Origin of the sequence: Paraburkholderia sp. CNPSo 3272 (genome assembly GCF_024206495.1) — a bacterium.
Classification (GTDB): Bacteria; Pseudomonadota; Gammaproteobacteria; order Burkholderiales; family Burkholderiaceae; genus Paraburkholderia.
This window is the reverse complement of sequence record NZ_JAMBPQ010000042.1, coordinates 42,044-61,689: the sequence shown is the minus strand read 5'-3', so window position 1 is coordinate 61,689 and position 19,646 is coordinate 42,044. Positions and strand designations below refer to the sequence as shown.

The 19,646-nt window shown below is 66.5% G+C and carries 19 protein-coding genes; 15 read left to right on the top strand and 4 right to left on the bottom strand.

Going from position 1 to position 19,646, the window contains the following annotated elements; all coding sequences use genetic code 11:
• Positions 1-3 precede the first annotated feature (3 nt).
• Both M3I53_RS31800 and M3I53_RS31795 read left to right on the top strand, forming a co-directional pair.
• Positions 4-525, top strand: coding sequence for a BON domain-containing protein (locus M3I53_RS31800; RefSeq protein WP_254319789.1), 522 nt, complete (start codon positions 4-6; stop codon positions 523-525).
• 158 nt (positions 526-683) lie between these two features.
• Positions 684-905 carry a hypothetical protein gene (locus M3I53_RS31795; RefSeq protein ID WP_309249559.1) on the top strand — a complete coding sequence of 74 codons (222 nt, stop codon included), beginning with the start codon at positions 684-686 and terminating at the stop codon, positions 903-905.
• A gap of 16 nt (positions 906-921) precedes the next feature.
• Here M3I53_RS31795 and M3I53_RS38525 read toward each other — a convergent pair whose 3' ends face one another.
• A complete protein-coding gene (locus M3I53_RS38525; protein ID WP_254319784.1) occupies positions 922-2,172 on the bottom strand; it encodes a helix-turn-helix transcriptional regulator in 1,251 nt (416 codons plus the stop codon).
• 384 nt (positions 2,173-2,556) lie between these two features.
• Here M3I53_RS38525 and M3I53_RS31785 point away from each other — a divergent pair, with 384 nt between their 5' ends.
• The 4 genes from M3I53_RS31785 to M3I53_RS31770 all read left to right on the top strand — a co-directional run bounded on the left by M3I53_RS31785 (position 2,557) and on the right by M3I53_RS31770 (position 7,952).
• Positions 2,557-2,784, top strand: coding sequence for a hypothetical protein (locus M3I53_RS31785; RefSeq protein WP_254319783.1), 228 nt, complete (start codon positions 2,557-2,559; stop codon positions 2,782-2,784).
• Positions 2,785-2,889: 105 nt separating this feature from the next.
• A complete protein-coding gene (locus tag M3I53_RS31780) occupies positions 2,890-3,183 on the top strand; it encodes an H-NS family nucleoid-associated regulatory protein (protein ID WP_069261447.1) in 294 nt (97 codons plus the stop codon).
• Between the two features lie 566 nt (positions 3,184-3,749).
• Positions 3,750-5,351: a peptide chain release factor 3 gene (locus tag M3I53_RS31775; protein ID WP_254319782.1), complete on the top strand. Its 1,602-nt coding sequence runs from the start codon at positions 3,750-3,752 to the stop codon at positions 5,349-5,351.
• 237 nt (positions 5,352-5,588) lie between these two features.
• Positions 5,589-7,952 (top strand): GNAT family N-acetyltransferase, encoded by a 2,364-nt coding sequence (locus tag M3I53_RS31770; protein ID WP_254319781.1) that lies wholly within the window; start codon positions 5,589-5,591, stop codon positions 7,950-7,952.
• A gap of 30 nt (positions 7,953-7,982) precedes the next feature.
• Here M3I53_RS31770 and M3I53_RS31765 read toward each other — a convergent pair whose 3' ends face one another.
• Both M3I53_RS31765 and M3I53_RS31760 read right to left on the bottom strand, forming a co-directional pair.
• Entirely contained in the window at positions 7,983-8,528 is a 546-nt protein-coding gene (locus M3I53_RS31765; RefSeq protein WP_254319780.1) for a hypothetical protein, read from the bottom strand.
• 112 nt (positions 8,529-8,640) lie between these two features.
• Entirely contained in the window at positions 8,641-9,474 is an 834-nt protein-coding gene (locus M3I53_RS31760) for an IclR family transcriptional regulator (protein ID WP_254319779.1), read from the bottom strand.
• Between the two features lie 232 nt (positions 9,475-9,706).
• On the opposite strand from M3I53_RS31760, the gene M3I53_RS31755 reads away from it, so the two are divergent.
• The 9 genes from M3I53_RS31755 to M3I53_RS31715 all read left to right on the top strand — a co-directional run bounded on the left by M3I53_RS31755 (position 9,707) and on the right by M3I53_RS31715 (position 18,916).
• Positions 9,707-10,789 carry a sugar ABC transporter substrate-binding protein gene (locus M3I53_RS31755; RefSeq protein ID WP_254319778.1) on the top strand — a complete coding sequence of 361 codons (1,083 nt, stop codon included), beginning with the start codon at positions 9,707-9,709 and terminating at the stop codon, positions 10,787-10,789.
• Between the two features lie 83 nt (positions 10,790-10,872).
• A complete protein-coding gene (locus M3I53_RS31750; RefSeq protein WP_254319788.1) occupies positions 10,873-12,384 on the top strand; it encodes a sugar ABC transporter ATP-binding protein in 1,512 nt (503 codons plus the stop codon).
• Positions 12,374-13,414: an ABC transporter permease gene (locus M3I53_RS31745; protein ID WP_254319777.1), complete on the top strand. Its 1,041-nt coding sequence runs from the start codon at positions 12,374-12,376 to the stop codon at positions 13,412-13,414. The genes M3I53_RS31750 and M3I53_RS31745 overlap by 11 nt, the downstream gene beginning before the upstream one ends.
• Before the next feature lie 15 nt (positions 13,415-13,429).
• Complete coding sequence (locus M3I53_RS31740) at positions 13,430-13,759, top strand: UxaA family hydrolase (RefSeq protein ID WP_254319776.1); 330 nt, start codon at positions 13,430-13,432, stop codon at positions 13,757-13,759.
• A 42-nt stretch (positions 13,760-13,801) separates the two neighbouring features.
• Complete coding sequence (locus M3I53_RS31735) at positions 13,802-15,115, top strand: UxaA family hydrolase (protein WP_254319775.1); 1,314 nt, start codon at positions 13,802-13,804, stop codon at positions 15,113-15,115.
• Between the two features lie 57 nt (positions 15,116-15,172).
• Positions 15,173-16,210 (top strand): aldo/keto reductase, encoded by a 1,038-nt coding sequence (locus tag M3I53_RS31730; RefSeq protein WP_254319774.1) that lies wholly within the window; start codon positions 15,173-15,175, stop codon positions 16,208-16,210.
• Between the two features lie 3 nt (positions 16,211-16,213).
• Positions 16,214-17,098 (top strand): amidohydrolase, encoded by an 885-nt coding sequence (locus M3I53_RS31725; protein ID WP_254319773.1) that lies wholly within the window; start codon positions 16,214-16,216, stop codon positions 17,096-17,098.
• Between the two features lie 156 nt (positions 17,099-17,254).
• Positions 17,255-17,998, top strand: a complete 744-nt coding sequence (locus M3I53_RS31720) for an SDR family oxidoreductase (protein ID WP_254319772.1) — start codon at positions 17,255-17,257, stop codon at positions 17,996-17,998.
• A 69-nt stretch (positions 17,999-18,067) separates the two neighbouring features.
• A complete protein-coding gene (locus M3I53_RS31715; RefSeq protein ID WP_254319771.1) occupies positions 18,068-18,916 on the top strand; it encodes an ureidoglycolate lyase in 849 nt (282 codons plus the stop codon).
• Positions 18,917-19,002: 86 nt separating this feature from the next.
• On the opposite strand, the gene M3I53_RS31710 is transcribed toward M3I53_RS31715, so the two are convergent.
• Positions 19,003-19,446: a PaaI family thioesterase gene (locus tag M3I53_RS31710; RefSeq protein ID WP_254319770.1), complete on the bottom strand. Its 444-nt coding sequence runs from the start codon at positions 19,444-19,446 to the stop codon at positions 19,003-19,005.
• Positions 19,447-19,646: the final 200 nt, after the last annotated feature.

Below are 19,646 nucleotides of genomic sequence, written 5' to 3'. Positions count from 1 at the left end.
GGCATTGGGGCGGGCATTTGGGCGGACCCAGCGTTCGCACAATCGCAAGCCGGCGCTTCCGCGCCCGCCTCAAAGGCAGAGAACGCGCCGGGCACCCAGCGCAAGAACTGGTACAACGACCCGTTCTTCGCGTTGTCGAACGCGATCAGCGCCTGCCCGCAGCCGCTCGGCCCGCGGATGACGAAAGCCGAAGCCGATGACGACGCCCACTATCGCGTGGAGCGCGGCACGACCTGCTGGCTCGCGCACAAGTGCTCGAAGCCGAACTCGTATCTCTACGATGCGGACATTGCAGCGGCGATTCGCCAGCAACTGCAGGGCGATGCCCTGTTTGCGGGCACGAGCATCTGGATCACGGTGCAGCGCCGTTTCGTCTACGCGGAGGGCTGCGCGGGCCCCAGCTTCGACAGCGCGGCGCTCGAGCGCCGGCTCGCCGCGATTCCCGACGTCGAGCAGGTCTTCGTACGCGTGAGTTCGGACCCGCAAGGCGCGCTGCCATACAAGACGCTCTCGACGGCGCCTTGAGCGCGTGCGCGCGGCACTCGCGGCGATGCATCGCACATGGCTCGCGGCATGGCACAATCGCAACGTCGAAAAACTAGAAGCCCGTTGGGGTGCTCCAAATGACTCGTCCTGGTTCGTCGTTGTTCCGTTTGCGCAAATTGCCGTTCGCGGCGTGCGCGTTGTCCTTGGTCGCAGGACTGGCTGCGTGCAGCAGCGGACCGCCGCTGTTCCTGTCGGACGGCCGTCCGACGATCCAGGTGCAATGCCCGGCCTCGGGCGATCGCGATTCCTGCGCGCAGCAGGCGCGTGCCCGTTGCGCCGGCGCAGGCTACGACACCGTCGCGACATCGACCGACAACGGCAACTACACGCTCGTGTTCGCCTGCCGCAAGGCCCAATAAGCCTGCCGCGCGCCGCTCAGCCCTCGGCGGCGGCGCCCGTGCCGCGCGCCGGCAGATTCAGCAAAAGGCGCAGGAGGTCGGGCTGGCGGCGCGTCGCCGTCTTCTGAAAGATCGATTGCAATTGTTTGCGCACGGTGTCGTGCTGCACGCCGACGTGCGCGGCGATTTCCTTTTGCGTGAGCCCTTCCGCGAGCAGCAGCGCAATACGGCATTCGGCCGGCGAGAGGTCGAAGGCCGTGGCGAGCACCCGCTCGTCGACCAGCGGGGCAGAGCGCGGGTGATAGAAGGTCAGCGCCGCGAAGGCGCGCAATTCAGAGGCCGAGGCGTCGTCGGCCGTGATCACGTTGTAGAACGCATAGAGCACCTCCTGCTGGCTCGCCGAGGCTTGTGCGCGGCCCGGCGCGTTATGGGTCTGGCCGTGCGCGTCCATTGCGGCGGCAGCATCGGGGGCATCCGGCGCGGGCGTGCCGGGGGCGGCGCCTACGATACGCAACGCGCGAAAGCGCGCCGCCGCCGCCCGCGCGCCGCTCATGCGGTTACGCAGCCGCGCCTCGCTCACGGCGATGTCCTCGAGCAGGCGCGCGTGATGGGGCGCCGCGAGCGTGATGCGCCGACCGCGCACCCGCACGAGCGAGGTCGCCTTCAGAAGCCGCTGTGCGGCCTCGTTGCTATGGAGCACCTCGCCCAGCGCGCTCACGAGCATGGCTGGCGGACGTGCGCGGTTTGCAAGCGTGTCGGCGTTCAAGGCAAAGCGGCGCAGGTACAGGCGCACCGCGCGCACGAGGTGCGGCGTGAGCCGTTCGAGCAGGTCGCGGTGCTCGCCCGGGAGCGGCCCGGCCTCAGCGTGCGCGCGGCACGCGAGCATGACGGCGAGCCCGTTCTGTTCGATCAGCTTGCACAGCGCCGCGCAGCGATGGCCTTCGTCGAGCGGGCAGAGCTCGAAGCCGGCTGCACTGTCGCCGTCCGCACAATCGAGCTCGATGCCGCAATGCAGCCACTTGCCCGGCGGGTAAGCGCGCAGCCATGCCAGGCGCGCATCGTCGCGGTACAGCGGCCGGATGCGCTCGAGCGGCTCTGCGCCGGCGAGTCCGAAACCGTCGCTCCAGGAAAACAGATCGCGCTGCCGGTCAAAGGCATACAGATGAATCGACGCCACCCGGGTCGCTTCGCGCAATTGCGCGCAAAAATCCTTCCAGGCGCAAGGATTATCGAGTGTGTCGTAAATAAGATGCAGCAGGCGGTCGTATTGTGATTCGTTTGTTTTCACGCCATTCTCGTTGTTCGTATTGTGAAAGGCCGTCGACAACAAAATGCGTTCCGCATAGCGTTCCACAATTGAGGAATATACAGATGCAATAGCCCCCGTTAATCTGCCTTCCGACATGGATGCGGATACAACCGTCAGCGTGGACGAGCGGCCAGTGAGATTCCGTGCGGTATCCAACGGATAGCCGGGCGCTCTGGCCTTATTCTGGTCTGACAGTACGAACAAAAGGAGTCAATCCGCTGCGGCGTGCATTTGGCACGGTCAGTCGGCGCGATTACCACACTGACCGATTATCCGCAGCGTGCGGAAAAGCGGCGATGCGACGAAAGTGAGTGCGCGCTATTTGTGCGCGCTCGATAAAACTTGTCATTACCGGGGGCAGCGATGAATCATCACCAACTCGAAAAGGACATAGAGCATCTCGAACATATCATCGGGCGGCTCTCGGGGCGCGACCGAATTCCGCTCTCTTATTGGCGCGGCCGGCTCGAGTCGGTTTCCAGCGAGAACCTCGTGCCTTCGCAGGTGCAGCGCGTGAAGCGGCTCAACGAAGCGCTGCGCGCGCTCGAAAGCCGTCTGTCGCACGAATCGCTGCGGCAACGCGAACGGTAACGCCAACGTTTGCGGTAGCGTTGTAAAAAAGCGCGCCTGCGTCGTCGCTCGGGCTCCAAACCGGTCACAATGGCACTCTCTTGACCGAACTGGAGATGCGTTTTCATGCCGAGCTACAAGCAACTGACCGCCCAGCTGGAGAAGCTTCACAAGGAAGTGGCTGCGGCGCGTGAAAAGGAAATTGACCAGGCGATCGCCGAGATCAAGGAAAAAATCGCGGAGTACGACATCACCGCGGAAGAACTGGGCTTCACGAGCCGACGTGCAGGCCCCGCGCGCAAGAAGGCGCTGCCGGCCCGCTACATGAATCCGAAAACGGGCGAGACCTGGAGCGGCCGTGGCCGCGCGCCGGGCTGGCTGGCGGGCAAGAACCGCGAACGATTCCTCATCAAGGAATAACGGGCCGATTCTCGCCGGGCCGTTGCACCTGCGGGTGCGCAGCATCCGCCGTGACGGCCGCCCCGCTTCAAGCCTCCCGCAAAAGCTCACCTCATACCCTGCGCGTCGCGTACAGGCATGCCGCGTCGAGCGCGACCCAGGACGTTCACGCAGTGGGCGGACCTCTGTGGCGAAAGGAAAATACTCGAGAAATTGGGGGCGTCTCGCGGGCGCGGCGGGTCACGAAGCTGTCGATGGTGCAGTCGCATCGAGGTCCTGTAAAAGCTCACCTTCGCCAAAGCGGTGCCGACCTGCTCGTTTAACCCGTTCGAACCCCATCAAACCTTTAGTCTGCGGCGCGAATGCCGTGTATCATTCGGTCCCGGCGCCTTTTCGCTTTTTTGCGCGGGCATCCGCGGGGCATTCCCGATCGCTCGTGCTATTTGCCATGCGTCGCGGTCCGCGCACTGCCGCCGCACGCACCGTAAGCGTTGCTTGAAAACGCGCCCGCAAGCGCCGCCGCGCTCGCCGCAACCCCCGCCGCGCGGCCCGGTTGCCCGAATTCATCCGTGATACCCGCCCTATCCATGTCAGTAGCCGAACTCAGACGCCGCCGCACGTTCGCGGTCATTTCTCACCCGGACGCGGGCAAGACCACGCTCACCGAAAAACTGCTGCTGTTTTCGGGCGCGATCCAGATCGCCGGTACCGTGAAGGGCAAGAAGAGCGGCCGCTTCGCGACCTCCGACTGGATGGAGATCGAAAAGCAGCGTGGCATTTCGGTCGCCAGCTCGGTCATGCAGTTCGAGTACGGCGACGCCGTCATCAATCTGCTCGACACGCCGGGTCACGAGGACTTCTCGGAAGACACCTACCGCGTGCTCACGGCGGTCGACGCGGCCGTGATGGTGATCGACGGCGCGAACGGCGTGGAAGCGCAAACGCTCAAGCTGCTCGAAGTCTGCCGCAGCCGCAAGACGCCCATTCTCACGTTCATCAACAAGCTCGACCGCGAAGTGCGCGAGCCGCTCGACCTGCTCGACGAAATCGAGCAGCACCTGGGCGTGGCCGCCGTGCCGTTTACCTGGCCCATCGGCATGGGCAAGGAGTTCCAGGGCGTGTACGACATCCAGCGCGACCAGGTACGCGTGTTCCGCGCGGGCCAGGAGTCGCTGGGCGGCGCGGTGGAAACGCTGCAGCACATCGGCGACGCCGATGGCGAAGCGCGCTTCGGCTATCACTGGAAGCGCACCAAGGAAGAAGTCGAGCTGATCACGGGCGCGACGCCCACCTTCGATCGCGACGCCTTCCTCGCGGGCGAGCAGTCGCCGGTGCTGTTCGGCTCGGCGATCAACAACTTCGGCGTGAAGGAAATTCTCGACGCCCTGGTCGATCTCGCGCCGCCGCCGTCGCCGCGGATGGCCGTGCAGCGACCGGTCTCGCCCGAGGAGCCCAAGTTCACGGGCGTCGTGTTCAAGGTGCAGGCCAACATGGACCTGGCACACCGCGACCGCGTGGCGTTCATCCGCGTGTGCTCGGGCCATTTCGAGCGCGGCATGCAGCTGAAGGTCACGCGCAACAACAAGACCTTCCGCGCGAACAACGTGGTGAGCTTCCTGTCGCAGCGCCGCGAGACCGTGGCCGAGGCGTACCCTGGCGACATCATCGGTATTCCTAACCACGGCACGCTGAGTCTCGGCGACACGCTCACCGAAGGCGAAGACCTGCAATTCACGGGTCTGCCGTTCTTCGCGCCGGAAATCTTCCAGACCATCGAGGTGGTCGATCCGATGCGTGCGAAGCAACTGGGCGAAGCGCTCAAGCAGCTTGGCGAAGAAGGCGCGATCCAGGTGTTCCGACCGATCCACGGCGGCGCGACGATTCTGGGCGCGGTTGGCCAGCTGCAGTTCGAAGTGGTGTCGCACCGCCTCGCGGCCGAGTACAAGGTTGCCGTGCGCCTGATGCCCGCGCGCTACCGCCTCTCGCGCTGGGTAACCTGCGACGATCCCGCCGAGCTGCGCCGCTTCACCGATTCGTACGAGGCCCGCATGGCCTACGACGCGTCGAACGCGCCCACCTATCTCGCCTCGCACGTCTCCGAAATCGAGGTCGCACAAAAGGCCTGGCCGAAGATCGTGTTCAACGAGCTGCGCGAGCATTCGGGCGCGCCGTTCCGCAAGTCGATGTAAGACGCGCGGCGCACTCGCGCCGCGTTCACAAACCCCGCGACGTTCCTTCTCGCGCATCGTGGTGTCACACGCCCAGGGCGGCGTGCGACGCCATACCGCCGCATCTGCGCTCATACGCGCCGGGCGAAAAACGCGCAGCGCCTGCGCGCTTGCCCTATCCTCTTCTCGTAACGGTAAAAGACGACAAACCGGCGTTCGCCTGATGGCAAGCGCCTGTCCGACCGACGAGGAGTGCCTGTGACCGTACGCAATCTCGATGCAGTGTTCCAGCCGAAATCCGTGGCCGTGATCGGCGCTTCACAGCGCCCCGGCAGCATCGGCAGCATGGTGTGGCGGCGGCTGATCGAAGGCGGCTTCACGAGCCCGCTCTGGGCCGTCAACCCGCGCCATGCGGGCGACTTCGAAGCCTTCGACGGCCGGCCCGTGCTCGCCGACGCAAGCGACCTGCCCGAGGCGCCTGGCATTGCCATCATATGCACGCGACCCGCCACGTGGCCCGCGCTCGTGCATCGCCTCGGCGGCATGGGCACGCGCGCCGCGATCATCGTAGGGGAGGTGCGCGACGAGGCCGATCAGGCCGACCTGCGCCATGCGCTGGCGGCGGCACGCCCGCATCTGCTGCGCATCGTCGGCCCCGGCAGTCTCGGCGCGCTCACGCCCGCGCTCAACGCGCAGCTGGGCGCGGCAGCGTCGATTGCGCGCAAGGGCGGTGTGGCGTGGGTGTCGCAGTCCAACGCGCTCACCAACGCGGTGCTGCGCTGGGCCGCGCCGCGCGGCCTGGGCTTTTCGCACGTGATCGCCCTCGGCGACGAAGCCGACGTCGACGTGGGCGACGTGCTCGACTATCTCGCGAGCGACCCGAGCACGCGCGCGATCCTGCTCGAAGTGGACACGATCCGCGCGGCGCGCAAGTTCATGTCGGCGGCGCGTGCAGCGGCGCGCAACAAGCCCGTGCTCGCGCTGAGGAGCGGCCGCGACGACAAGGGCGATGCGCTCTACACGGCGGCATTCCGGCGTGCGGGACTGGTGCGCGTCGACACGCTCGACGACCTGCTCGACGAAATCGAAACGCTCGGCGTGGGCCGGGTGGCCGCGAGCGACTCGGCCACGCTCATCACGAGCGACCGCGGTGTGGCCACGCTTGCGCGCGACGCCTTCATGAAAGCCGGCGACACGCTGGCCCGCTGGAACGACGAAGCCCTTGCGGCCGTCCAGGCCGCGCTGCCCCACGCGCAGGCCGGCAATCCGCTCGTGCTCGGCGACACCGCGAAGCCCGAGCACTTCGGCCTCGCGCTGCAAACGCTCGCCACGCACCGTTCGAGCGGCACGGCGTTCGTCGTGCATGCACCGACCCACAGCGCGCCGGTGGACGCGGTGGCGCGCACGCTGATCGAGCAACAGCGTTTCGCGTATCGCGGCATGCTCGCGTGCTTCTTCGGCGGCGTGGACGAAGCCACGCGCGACGAACTGCACGCGCACGGCATTCCGGTGCACACCACGCCGCGGCGCCTGGCGCGCGCGTTTGCGCGTCTTGTCGATTACCGGCTGGGCCGCGAGCTATTGATGCAGACGCCAGAGACGATGCCCGCCCAGGGGCCGGCCGCGATCGAGGCCGCGCAGGGCGAAGCGCGCGCGGCGCTGGCGGCCGGGCGCACGGAACTGAAAGGGGAGGAGGCGGGCAGACTGCTGGCCTTGTTCGGGCTCGCCACGCAGGCGCAGGACGAACCTGGCGTGAAGCCCGTGGTGGACGTGTCGGTCGAATTTCGCGACGACGACAACTTCGGCCCGGTGTTCCGTTTCGCCGCGCCGTCGCCGGACGACTTTTCGCCGCCGCTGCGCGTCTACAGCCTGCCGCCGCTGAACCCCGTGCTCTCGCGCGACATCGTCGCGCACTCGCCCTATGCGCGCTACACGGCGCCCGAGCCGACGCTGGCAGCACTCACCGAGCTGTCGCAGTTCGTGTGCGAGGTGCGGGAAATCGTGGGCTTGCGTCTGACGCTGCGTGTGCTGCCCGAGGCGGTCGTGGTCGTCGCGCCCTGCCTGCAGCTCGCGGAAAAGCGCAGCCGCTTCGCGATCATGCCGTATCCGCGGCGGCTGGAAGAGACCATCGACTGGCAAGGCCAGCGCCTCACGATCCGCCCGATCCGTCCCGAAGACGAGGAGATGCACCGCACGTTCGTCGAGTCGATGACGCCCGACGACTTGCGCCTGCGCTTCTTCTCGGCGGTGCGCAGCTTCGATCACACGCAGCTCGCGCGCATGACGCAAATCGACTACGACCGCGAGATGGCGCTCATCGCGGTCGTGCATGGCGAGGACGGCCAGCCGCGCACGCTGGGTGTGGTGCGCGCCGTGGCCGATCCGGACAACGAGACCGCCGAGTTCGCGGTCGCGATTCTGTCGAATCTCAAGCGCGGCGGCCTTGGGCGCTTGCTGATGTCGCGCATCATCGAGTACGTGCGCTCGCGCGGCACGCACTGGCTGCTCGGCGAGGCGCTGCGCGAGAACGCGCCGATGATCGGCCTCGCGCGCGCCTGCGGCTTCACCGTCACGCCCACGGAAGACCCGGGCGTGGTCGGTTTTCGCATGCCGCTCGACTGAGGGAGCACGCGGCCTGATTCGTGACGCCGCTTAGGCGGCCAGCTTCGCGAGCGCGTCGTCGATCTGGCCGCGCGTGAGTGCGAGCTCTTCGAGCCACGACTCGCCGTACTGCGCGCCGGTTTCCTTCTCCAGCCGCGCGATGGTCGCAGCGCAGCGCGCGGCGTCCTTGGGCGTGGCGATGAACGCCTTCACCGACTGGCCGCCCTGGAACGCCTCGAACAGCGGCGCGCGGATTTCCTCGGGCAGCGCGCGCGTGGTCCACTGGTGCGTCTTGCCGTTGAAGGTCAGCGAAGGCGGCAGCACGCGCTCCTTGCGCGTGGCCGGAATCAGGCCGAAATTGCGCGCGGCTTCGGCGATCTGCTCGGCCGTGAAAAGCTCCTCGGGAGCGATCTCGAATTGCGCGATGGCGGTTTCGACGGTCTTCATCGCGTCGGCGCGGTCGTCGCGCTTTTTCTGCGCGCGCGCGACGATATCGCGCAACTCGTCGGCTTCGTCGGCCGAGATCGTGAAGCTCGCCTGTTTCTGCTGAAGCTCGGAAAAGCGCTGGAATTCTTGATCGGTCAGGAGTTTCGCCATGGGTTTGGAGTACGGGGTTTCGAATGCGCGTTCGCCATGCAAGGCGCACAGGTTTTTTGAGAGGGCCGCCATTCTAACCGTTTTGCGTGGCCAGCTTGAGCACGACTGCGCGTCAGGCCGCGCTGTCCTCGCGAAACATCGACAAGGTTTGCACGGTCGCGCTCAGCATTCGCGTCGCCTCATCGAGCGAGGGCGCGACGTAGTCGTCGATGCGCTTGAGGAACGGGCAGGTGAGCGCCGCGATCGCCTGCCCCGACGGCCCGAGCACCGGAAACGTCACGTCCGTCACGCCGAAAATCTGCTGGCTGTCCTTACGCGAGAAGCCCGCCTCGCGCACCTGCTCGCACGCGGCTTCGAGCGCCGCGTGGTCGATCGTTACCTCGCCCTTCACCTTCGTATGCTCCGCGAGCATGTGCGCGCGCTGCTCCGGCGTTTGCCAGGCGAGGAGCGTGCGGCCCGAACTCGTGTCGACGAGACCCACGCGCGAACCCAGCCGCACTGCGATGCCCCATGTGCCCGGCCCGTCCACCTGCGCGATCACGAGCAGGTTGCCGCGGTCGTACACGGTGAGATGGCAGGACTGCTCGGCTTCGTCGGCGAAGCGCTGCATGAGCGGCAGCGCTTCCGAGATCAGGCGCTCCATGGGCGGGTGACGGTGGGCGAGCGCGAAGAGTTTCAGGCTCAGCGCATAGCGGTCGCCGCCTTCCGATCGGATGACGTATTGCCGCGCGACCAGCCGCTCGAGCATGCGGTAGATCTCGCTCGCGTTGCGCCCCAGCGCCTTCGTGATCTCCGCGCGCGTGAGCCCGGCGCGCTGCTCCGCAAGCAGTTCGAGGATGTCGAGCCCCTTGTCCAGCGCGGGCGCGCGATAGCGATCGGCATCGTCTTTCTCGTCGGCTTCCTCGGGCACGTTGTCCATCTGACTCTTCTTCGTGTTCTTTTCCATTCGCTCGCCCCAGGGAAATTACGGACCCATGCTGCACTGCACATCGCTTGACCTTGTGATGTGCGTATATGAATAATACGTTCACTGGTGAACAAACGCCAGCGTCGTCAGGCAGGGAAGAGGCAGTTGCAACGGGTCGCCGGCGCTTCGAGCATTCCACATGGGCGCGGCAAACACATGCGATTCATCAACGACAGCATCGGCGTGCGAGGCGCGTCGACAGGAGACACACATGGCGTTCGCATCCGGGCTCTCGAAGGCCCGCCGCTCCACCGGAATTCATCAAACGCGCGGCGCGTTCCCCCGCGCCGCCACCAGGACGCTGTGCGTCGCCGCGGCCTGTGCTGCGGCGTTCGGTGCGTCGGCTGCAAGTAACGCAGCCGAACTCGGCAAGGTCGGCCTCGGCCTGCCGCTCCTCACCTCGCCGTTCTGGCAGTCGTACAACAACTATCTCGGCGCGTATGCGAAGCAGGACGGCATCGACATCCTCGCGCCCGTGAACTCGAACAACGATCCCGCCCAGCAGATCACGGACATGAACAACATGATCAATCTGGGCGCGAAGGGCATCGTGGTCGGGCCGATCGATTCGGCGGCGATCAGCCGCGCGCTGGGCAACGCCGCGCAGAAAGACGTGAAGGTCGTGGCTGTGGACGTCGCGCCCACCCAGGGTAGCGTGGCGATGGTCGTGCGCGCCGACAATCGCGCGTACGGCGAGCAGGCCTGCAAGTACATCGGCGAGCACGTGAAGTCGGGCAAGGTCGTGCAGATCATGGGCGACCTCGCCTCGGTGAATGGCCGCGACCGTTCTGAAGCGTTCCGCGCGTGCCTGAAGAATTATCCGAATCTGTCGCTGCTCGAAATTCCGGCTGGCTGGAAGGGCGACGTGGCGGCGAGCGCACTGGACAGCCTGCTCACCGCGAACCCGGACGTGAAGGGCATCTACATGCAGGCGGGCGGCGTGTATCTCTCGCCCACGCTGCAAACGCTGCGCCGCAAGCAGTTGCTTTTGCCCGCCGGCGATCCGAAGCACATCGTGATCGTTTCCAATGACGGCATTCCGCAGGAGTTCGAAGCAATCCGCAAGGGCGAGATCGATGCGACCGTATCGCAGCCCGCCGACCTTTATGCGAAGTACGGCCTCTACTACATCAAGGCCGCGCTGGAGGGCAAGACGTTCAAGCCGGGCAAGACCGACCACGACAGCACCATCGTCCAGCTGCAGTCCGGCATTCTCGAAGACCAGTTGCCGGCGCCGCTCGTGACGAAGCAAAACGTCGACGAGAAGACCCTGTGGGGCAACACCGTCAAATGAACGATCGAACCAGCGATCGGGCCGTGGCGGATACCGCGCCGCCGTGGGGCGGCGCGGTATCGGTGGGTAGCCGAGAGGCGGCCATGCGAGCCCGCTTGCCGGTGGTCGAGGCGAGCGGCGTGACGAAGCGATACGGCTCCACCGCGGCGCTCGCCGACGTGAGTCTGCGCGTGATGGCCGGCGAATCGCACGCGCTCGTGGGCCGTAACGGCGCGGGCAAGTCCACGCTCGTTTCGATTCTCACCGGCCTGCGCAAGCCCGACGAAGGCAGCGTGCGCTTGAACGGCGAGAGCGCGCCCACGCTCGCCGACCGCGACGCCTGGCGCGAGCGCGTGGCCTGCGTGTATCAGCATTCGACCATCATTCGCGATCTCACGGTTGCGGAGAACCTCTTCATCAATCGCCAGCCCAGGCGGCGCGGGGTGATCGACTGGCCCACCATGCGCCGCGACGCGCGTGCGCTGCTCGACCACTGGCGCATCGACGTGCGCGAGGACGCGCGCGCGGGCGACCTCTCGGTGGAGGCGCGCCAGCTCGTGGAGATCGCACGGGCGCTTTCGTACGGCGCGCGTTTCATCATCCTCGACGAACCGACCGCGCAGCTCGACGGCGAAGAAATCAAGCGCCTCTTCCGGCGGATCGACGAATTGCAGCGCGAAGGCGTGACGTTCCTGTTCATCTCGCACCATTTGCAGGAGGTGTACGAGATTTGCCAGACCGTCACGGTGCTGCGCGACGCGCGGCACATCGTGAGCGCGAGCGTGGCCGAATTGCCGCGCGAGCGGCTCATCGAAGCCATGACGGGCGAGCGCGGCGGCCTGAATGTCGCCGACGCGGCGGCGCGCGCGGCGCTGCCCGCCAACGCGCCGCTCGCGCTCGAAGTGCGCGGCCTCACGGGGCATGACTATCACGACGTGTCGTTCACGCTCAAGCGCGGCGAAGTGGTGGGCCTCACGGGCGCGACGAGCAGCGGCCGCACGAGCGTGGGCGAGGCGATTGCGGGACTCACGGCGCAGCGCGCGGGCGAGATCCGCGTGAAAGGCGCGCCGCTCACGCCCGGCGACGTGCCCGCGGCGCTCGCGAGCGGCGTGGGCTGCGTGCCGAAGGATCGCCATCACGAAGGGCTCGTGCTCACGCAGTCGGTGGCCGAGAACGCTTCCATGACGATTGCGGGCTTGCTGGGGCGCTTCGGTTTCGCCCCCCCGGCGAAGAAGCACGCATTCGGCAAGCGCATGATCGAAGCGCTCGGCATCGTCGCGCAAGGCCCGGATCATGTGGTGTCGGGGCTGTCGGGCGGCAACCAGCAGAAGGTGGTGATGGCGCGCGCGTTGGCAAGCAATCCTGACGTTCTCGTGCTGATCGACCCCACGGCCGGCGTGGACGTGAAGTCGAAGGAAGCGCTGCTCTCGGTCGTGGACCGCGTGCGCGACGAAGGCAAGGCTGTGCTCGTGGTGTCGAGCGAACTCGACGACTTGCGCACCTGCGACCGCGTGCTCGTGATGTTTCGCGGCGAGGTGATCGCCGAAATGGCGGCCGGATGGCAGGACCACGAATTGATCGCATCGATTGAAGGAGTCGATCTCCATGAAGAATAGTGTTTCGACGCCCGCGTTCGCGGCGGCGCAGGCCGATGCGGCCGCAAGCGCTCGCCGGGCGCGTCCGCGCATCCGGCTGGCGCGCCTGCGCGATTTCGCGCTGCTGCCCGCGCTGATGCTGCTGCTCGTGATCGGCGGGTTCGTGAGCCCGAGCTTTCTCACGCGTGCGAATCTCATCAGCGTGCTCGGGGCTTCCGCTGCGCTCGCGCTCGTAGTGCTCGCCGAATCGCTCATCGTGCTCACGGGCAAGTTCGATCTTTCGCTCGAATCCACGGTGGGTATTGCGCCCGCCGTTGGCGCGATGTTCGTTATGCCGGCCGCTTCGGCGGGCTTCGGCCTGCAATGGCCTGCATTTGCGGGGCTCGCCGCCATCGTGGCGGTGGGCGCGCTGATCGGCTTCATCAACGGCTTTCTCGTGGTGCGGCTGCGCCTGAACGCCTTCATCGTCACGCTGGCGATGCTGATCGTGCTGCGCGGCATGCTGGTGGGCGCGACCAAAGGCGGCACGCTCTTCGACATGCCCTCGTCGTTCTTCGCGCTCGCCACCACCATCGTGCTCGGACTGCCGGTGTCCGTGTGGCTCGCCGCTGCCGCGTTCGCGATCGCCGCGTTCATGCTGCGCTATCACCGCGTGGGCCGCGCGCTCTACGCGATCGGCGGCAATCCCGACGCGGCGCGCGCCGCCGGCATCCGCGTGGAGCGCATCACATGGGGCGTGTTCGTGCTCGGCAGCGTGCTTGCCGCGATTGGCGGCTTGATCGTCACCGGCTACGTGGGCGCGATCAATGCGAATCAGGGCAACGGCATGATCTTCACGGTGTTCGCGGCGGCCGTGATCGGCGGTATTTCGCTCGACGGCGGCAAGGGCACGATGCTCGGCGCGCTGTCGGGCGTGCTGCTGCTCGGCGTGGTGCAGAACCTGCTCACGCTCGCCCAGGTGCCCTCGTTCTGGATTCAGGCGATCTACGGGGCGATTATCCTCGGCTCGCTGATGGTGGCGCGGCTCGCGGGCGGCGAGGCACAGAACTAAAAGCGGAGACTATCTGTGAACGGCAACGCACCCCATACCGACGCCCGCCTGATTCTGCTCGCGCCCGAGGACAACTGCCTGATCGCGGCGGCGCGGCTGGCAGAGGGCGAGACGGTGGAGATAGAAGGCGAGCGCGTGACGCTCGAGAAGACGATCGAACTCGGCCACAAAGTGGCGCGCCGCGCGCTCGCGAAAGATGAAAAGGTGCTGCGCTACGGCGCGCGCATCGGCCACGTGAACGAGCCGGTGGCGCGCGGCGCGCATCTGCACACGCACAACCTGGAAAGCGATTACTTGCCGACCTATACGCACGACGCGGGGCACGAGTTCGTGCCGCACAAGTAACGCCACCATGATGCGGCACGCGCCGCGAGCAGGATTCAAGTTATGAGCGATAGCAACGTCACCGCTTCACCGGCCGCCACGCCGATGCTCGAAGGCTGGCTGCGCAACGACGGCCGCAAGGGCATACGCAACGTGGTTGCGGTGGCCTATCTCGTGGAATGCGCGCACCATGTGGCGCAGGAAATCGTTGCGCAGTTCCGCGAGCCCTTTGGCGTCTTCGACGATCCGCACGCGCTGCATGAGCCAAAAGAGCCGCCGGTGCATCTGATCGGTTTTCCGGGCTGCTACCCGAACAGCTACGCCGAGAAGATGATGAAGCAGCTCACCACCCATCCGAACGTGGGCGCGGTGTTGTTCGTCTCGCTCGGCTGCGAGAGCATGAACAAGCACTATCTCGTGGAACAGGTGCGCGCGAGCGGCCGTCCGGTAGAGGTCCTGACGATCCAGGAAAAGGGCGGCACGCGCAGCACGATCCAGTACGGTCTCGACTGGGTGCGCGAAGCGCGTGCGCAACTCGCCGCCGAACAGAAGGTGCCGATGCGCCTCGACGAACTCGTGGTCGGCACGATTTGCGGCGGCTCGGACGGCACGAGCGGCATCACCGCCAACCCGGCTGTGGGCCGCGCCTTCGATCAGTTGATCGCAGCGGGTTCCGCCTGCATTTTCGAGGAGACCGGCGAGCTGGTGGGCTGCGAATTCCACATGAAGACTCGCGCGGCAAGACCCGAACTGGGCGAGGAGATCGTCGCGTGCGTGGCGAAGGCGGCGCGCTATTACTCGATTCTCGGCCACGGTTCGTTCGCGGTCGGCAACGCCGACGGCGGCCTCACCACGCAGGAGGAGAAGTCGCTCGGCGCGTATGCGAAAAGCGGCGCCTCGCCGATCGTGGGCATCGTGAAGCCGGGCGACGTGCCGCCCACGGGCGGTCTCTATCTGCTCGACGTGGTGCCCGATGGCGAACCGCGCTTCGGCTTTCCGAATATCAGCGACAATGCGGAAATCGCGGAGCTGATCGCCTGCGGCGCGCACGTGATCCTGTTCACGACGGGGCGCGGGTCGGTGGTGGGCTCGGCGCTCGCGCCGGTCATCAAGGTGTGCGCGAACCCCCTGACCTACCGCAACCTCGCCGGCGACATGGACGTGGACGCGGGCCGCATTCTCGAAGGGCGCGCGACGCTCGACGAAGTGGGGCGCGAAGTGTTCGAGCGCACGCTGGCGGTAGCGGGCGGCGAGCGTTCGAAGTCGGAAACGCTCGGGCACCAGGAGTTCATTCTCACGTACAAGAGCTTCGAGCCCGTCGGCCCCGCATGCCTGCCCGCCAGTGCGCGCGTGCCGATCGTCGAAGCCGCGAACTGAACCGCGCAGTCGGATGATTTCGTTGTGGAAACAACCATATCCAGGAGGAGACGAGCGATGGCGCAAGAACAGCATCCCAGGGTGGCGCGCAGGCGCCGTATCGGCCGCACGGCGCTCGAAGTCAGCGCATTGGGTCTAGGCACCGCGCCGCTCGGCGGCCTGTATCGCGACCTGTCCGAAGAAGAGGCGCAAGCCACCGTCGACGCCGCGTGGGAAGCCGGCATCCGCTTTTTCGATACCGCGCCGCACTACGGCCATACCAAGGCCGAGCACCGGCTGGGCGCGGCGCTGCGGCGCTATCCGCGCAACGAGTACGTGATTTCCACGAAAGTGGGCCGCCATTTCGTGCCGCGCACGCACCCGTACGACGGCAGCGAAGGCTGGCAAAACCCGCTGCCCTTCGAAGCGATCTTCGACTACACGCGCGACGGCATTCTGCGTTCGTTCGAGGACAGCCAGCAGCGGCTCGGTCTCGTCGATATCGATATCCTGCTCGTGCACGACATCGGCCGCTACACGCACGGCGAGCGCAACGAGCACTACTGGCGGCAATTGAGCGACAGCGGTTTCCAGGCGCTCGACGAACTGCGCCAGGCGGGCGTGATCAAGGCGATCGGCTTCGGCGTGAACGAGCGCGAAGTGATAAGCGAGGCGATGCGGGAGTTCGACATCGACTGCGCGTTGCTGGCGGGCCGCTATACGCTGCTCGAACAGACGCCGCTCGACGACCTGCTGCCCGAGTGCGAGAAGAAGGGCGTGAGCATTCTGTTAGGCGGCGCGTTCAATTCGGGCATTCTCGCGCACGGGCTGCTCGGCGAACTCAAGTTCAACTATGCCGATGCGCCGCAGGACGTGGTCGAGCGCGTGGCGCGGCTCGATACGATCTGCCGGACCTACGACGCGCCGCTCGCGGCGGCGGCGCTGCAGTTTCCGTATGCGCACCCGGCCGTGGCGACGGTGCTCAACGGCGCACGCAGCCCGCAGGAGGTGCGCGAGAACGTCGCCTCGTTCGAGACGAATTTGCCCCGCGAATTGTGGCTCGCGCTGCGCGACAAGGGTCTCCTCGACCCGCGCGCACCGCTGCCGCAGGCCTGAGCCATGACTACGATCTCTACGATCGAACGGATCGACGCCCATCAGCACTATTGGGACCCCGCGCGCGGCGATTACGGCTGGCTCACGCCTTCGATGACCGCGCTGTATCGCGCGTTCGGACCCGCCGATCTCGCGCCGCTGCGCGCGTCGTGCGGCGTGGCGCGCACGGTGGTCGTGCAGGCCGCGCCGACCGTCGAAGAAACGCGCTGGCTGCTCGATCTTGCGCGCAATGAGCCGTCGATTGCGGGCGTGGTGGGCTGGGTGCCGCTGGACGACCCCCACGTCGCCACGCTGATCGCCGAACTCGCGCGCGAGCCGAAGTTGCGCGGCGTGCGCCCCATGCTGCAGGACCTGCCCGACGACGACTGGATCGCGAAAGCCGATACCGCGCGCGGCGTGCAAGCGCTCATCGCGCACGATCTCGCTTTCGACGCGCTCGTGTTCACGCGTCACGCGGATGCGCTCGCGACGTTCCTCGCGCGGCATCCAACGCTGCGCGTGGTGGTCGATCACGGCGCGAAGCCGCCGATCGCCGCAGGCGGCGAGAGCGGTTTTGCCGCGTGGGCGCAGGCCATCACGCGCTTCGCGAAGTTTGCGCACGTGCACTGCAAGCTGTCGGGGCTCGCGACGGAAGCCGCGCCCGGCTGGGACGACGCTACGCTGGCGCCGTGGGTCGGGCATCTGCTTGCCGCGTTCGGGCCGCAACGCCTCATGTGGGGTAGCGACTGGCCGGTGCTGAACCTGAATGGCGACTACGCACGCTGGCACGCGAGCGCGCAACAGCTTACACAAGCACTTTCCGCAGACGAGCGCGCCGCCATATTCGGCGGCAACGCTGCGGCTTTCTATCGGCTTGAATCCGGGCTCGGGGACCATCCAGCCGGTTAGAAAACGTCCGCCGAACGCCACGAGGCGCGCCTGCGTCGCCATAATGGCCGTTTGCGTCATCCCAACTTCTTCCCGCGATTGCATCGCTCGATCGCGGCATGGGGGCCTGCTGCAATACGGGGTATCGCCGTGCCGCGCTTCCAACTGGAGTGGCAGATGGTACAAAGACTGGCCGGCAAAACGGCCCTGATCACCGCGGCGGGCCAGGGCATCGGCTACGCGGCCGCCGAACTGTTCGCGCGCGAAGGCGCACGCGTGATCGCCACTGACCTGCGTATCGACGCACTTGCGGCGCTGCCGGTCGAGGCGCGCAAGCTCGACGTGCTCGACGGCGCGGCCATCACCTCGCTCGCGCAGGAACTTGGCGCGATCGACGTGCTGTTCAACTGCGCGGGCTTTGTGCACGCGGGCTCGATCCTGGAAGCGAGCGAAGAAGACTGGGACTTCGCGTTCGATCTGAACGCGAAGGCGATGTACCGGACCATCCGCGCCTTTCTGCCGGGCATGCTCGCGAAGGGCGGCGGGTCGATCATCAACATGTCGTCGGCGGCTTCGAGCGTGAAGGGCGTGCCCAACCGCTTCGTGTACGGCGCCTCGAAGGCCGCTGTGATAGGGTTGACGAAGGCCGTGGCCGCGGACTTCGTGACGCGCGGCATCCGCTGCAACGCGATCTGCCCGGGAACGGTGTCGTCGCCGTCGCTAGAGGAGCGCATTGCCGCGCAGGCGGCGGCGCAGGGCACGAGCGTGGACGCGGCGCGCGCCGCATTCGTCGCGCGCCAGCCGATGGGGCGCGTGGGCAAGCCCGAGGAAATCGCGGCGCTCGCGCTCTACCTTGCCTCCGACGAATCCGGCTTCACGACCGGCCAGGCACATGTGATCGACGGCGGATGGTCGAACTAGTTAGCCCGAACCATCGCCCCAGGCGATTCTGACCGACTGCAACGCACAGACACACGAGGAACTCAGACGATGAAACTGCTTCGCTATGGCCCGAAGGGCCACGAGAAACCGGGCCTGCTCGACGCCGAAGGCCGAATTCGCGCGCTCTCGGGCAACGTGGCCGACATTGCGGGCGACGTGCTCTCGGACGCCGGCCTCGCGCAACTGCGCTCGATCGACCCCGAAACGCTGCCGCTCGTCGAAGGCAATCCGCGTATCGGGCCCTGCGTGGGCCACATCGGCAAGATGGTCTGCATCGGCCTGAACTATGCCGATCACGCCGCCGAGTCGGGCATGCCGGTGCCGAGCGAGCCGGTCGTCTTCAACAAGTGGACGAGCGCCATCGTCGGCCCGAACGACGACATAGAGATCCCGCGCGGCTCGAAGAAGACCGACTGGGAAGTCGAGCTGGGCGTGGTGATCGGCAAGCATGCGAAGAACGTGAGCGAGGCCGAAGCGCTCAACTACGTGGCGGGCTACTGCGTGATCAACGACGTGTCCGAGCGCGAATGGCAGATCGAGCGCGGCGGCCAGTGGGACAAGGGCAAGGGCTTCGACACCTTCGGCCCGACCGGCCCGTGGCTCGTCACGCGCGACGAAGTGGCCGATCCGCAGAACCTCTCCATGTGGCTCGAAGTGGACGGCCATCGCTACCAGAACGGCAGCACGCGCACGATGATCTTCACGGTCGCGAAGCTGGTGTCGTATCTCTCGGAGTGCATGAGCCTGCAGCCGGGCGACGTGATCTCCACCGGCACGCCGCCGGGCGTGGGCATGGGCGTGAAGCCGAATCCCGTGTTCCTGAAGGCGGGTCAGACGGTGCGCCTTGGCATCGAGGGCCTGGGCGAGCAGCAGCAGAAAACGCGCGCGGCAGAGTAAGCGCGCTTGAGGCACGAAAAAGCGCGCGAGGGGAGGCGGGGCAAACCCGCTTCGCCTCGCGCGCTTTGTTTTGCGGCGCGGGCTTCTCAGTTCGCCGGACTTTTCTCTTCCGGCCCGTTGCCTTCCGCGAGCCGGTTCACCGTCCCCTGCGCGAGCGCCACGAGCTTTTCGTCGCCGTTTTCCATCACGTACACGCTGCACTGGCAGGTGGCCTGGTGGCGCCCCGCGTGCACTACACGGGCGCGCGCCATCAGCGTGCCCTTGAGCGCCGGGCGCAGATAGTTGATCTTGTATTCCCCGGTCACCACCCGCGGCCCGAGCGCCAGCGCGCCGGCGAAGGTCAGCGCGTTGTCGGCGAGATAGCTGATCACCCCCCCATGCACGTAGCCGTGCTGCTGCTTGAGGTCGTCGCGTACGGGCAGGCGCAGGGTCAGCTCGTCAGCGCCCACGTGTGTCAGTTCCGTTCCGAGCAGCACGCTGAACGGTTGGGCGTGTAAAGCGCCGCGTGCGCGGTCCACAAGATCTGTCATCGTCGCGTTCCCTGGGTCTATCCCCGAGTGGTTTCCTAACCACTCTAGGAAGCCTCAGCGTCGAGTCAAGGTGAATCGGATCCAACCGGCATTCTATTGTTGCGAGAAATGCGGGGAATGGCCGCGCGACCATTGCTGAAATGATCCGTTGCGCATTTTGGGGCATTTTTTCACGGTTTAGGGCTCAAAAACCGGCTTTG

Bases quoted from the DNA above. Each gene is read 5' to 3' on its own strand.
- M3I53_RS31760 (WP_254319779.1), bottom strand. From the start codon at position 9,474: ATGGAAAAGAACACGAAGAAGAGTCAGATGGACAACGTGCCCGAGGAA.
- M3I53_RS31745 (WP_254319777.1), top strand. From the start codon at position 12,374: ATGAAGAATAGTGTTTCGACGCCCGCGTTCGCGGCGGCGCAGGCCGAT.
- M3I53_RS31725 (WP_254319773.1), top strand. From the start codon at position 16,214: ATGACTACGATCTCTACGATCGAACGGATCGACGCCCATCAGCACTAT.
- M3I53_RS31785 (WP_254319783.1), top strand. From the start codon at position 2,557: ATGAATCATCACCAACTCGAAAAGGACATAGAGCATCTCGAACATATC.
- M3I53_RS31720 (WP_254319772.1), top strand. From the start codon at position 17,255: ATGGTACAAAGACTGGCCGGCAAAACGGCCCTGATCACCGCGGCGGGC.
- M3I53_RS31780 (WP_069261447.1), top strand. From the start codon at position 2,890: ATGCCGAGCTACAAGCAACTGACCGCCCAGCTGGAGAAGCTTCACAAG.
- M3I53_RS31750 (WP_254319788.1), top strand. From the start codon at position 10,873: ATGCGAGCCCGCTTGCCGGTGGTCGAGGCGAGCGGCGTGACGAAGCGA.
- M3I53_RS31730 (WP_254319774.1), top strand. From the start codon at position 15,173: ATGGCGCAAGAACAGCATCCCAGGGTGGCGCGCAGGCGCCGTATCGGC.
- M3I53_RS31710 (WP_254319770.1), bottom strand. From the start codon at position 19,446: ATGACAGATCTTGTGGACCGCGCACGCGGCGCTTTACACGCCCAACCG.
- M3I53_RS31765 (WP_254319780.1), bottom strand. From the start codon at position 8,528: ATGGCGAAACTCCTGACCGATCAAGAATTCCAGCGCTTTTCCGAGCTT.
- M3I53_RS31775 (WP_254319782.1), top strand. From the start codon at position 3,750: ATGTCAGTAGCCGAACTCAGACGCCGCCGCACGTTCGCGGTCATTTCT.
- M3I53_RS31735 (WP_254319775.1), top strand. From the start codon at position 13,802: ATGAGCGATAGCAACGTCACCGCTTCACCGGCCGCCACGCCGATGCTC.
- M3I53_RS31715 (WP_254319771.1), top strand. From the start codon at position 18,068: ATGAAACTGCTTCGCTATGGCCCGAAGGGCCACGAGAAACCGGGCCTG.
- M3I53_RS31755 (WP_254319778.1), top strand. From the start codon at position 9,707: ATGGCGTTCGCATCCGGGCTCTCGAAGGCCCGCCGCTCCACCGGAATT.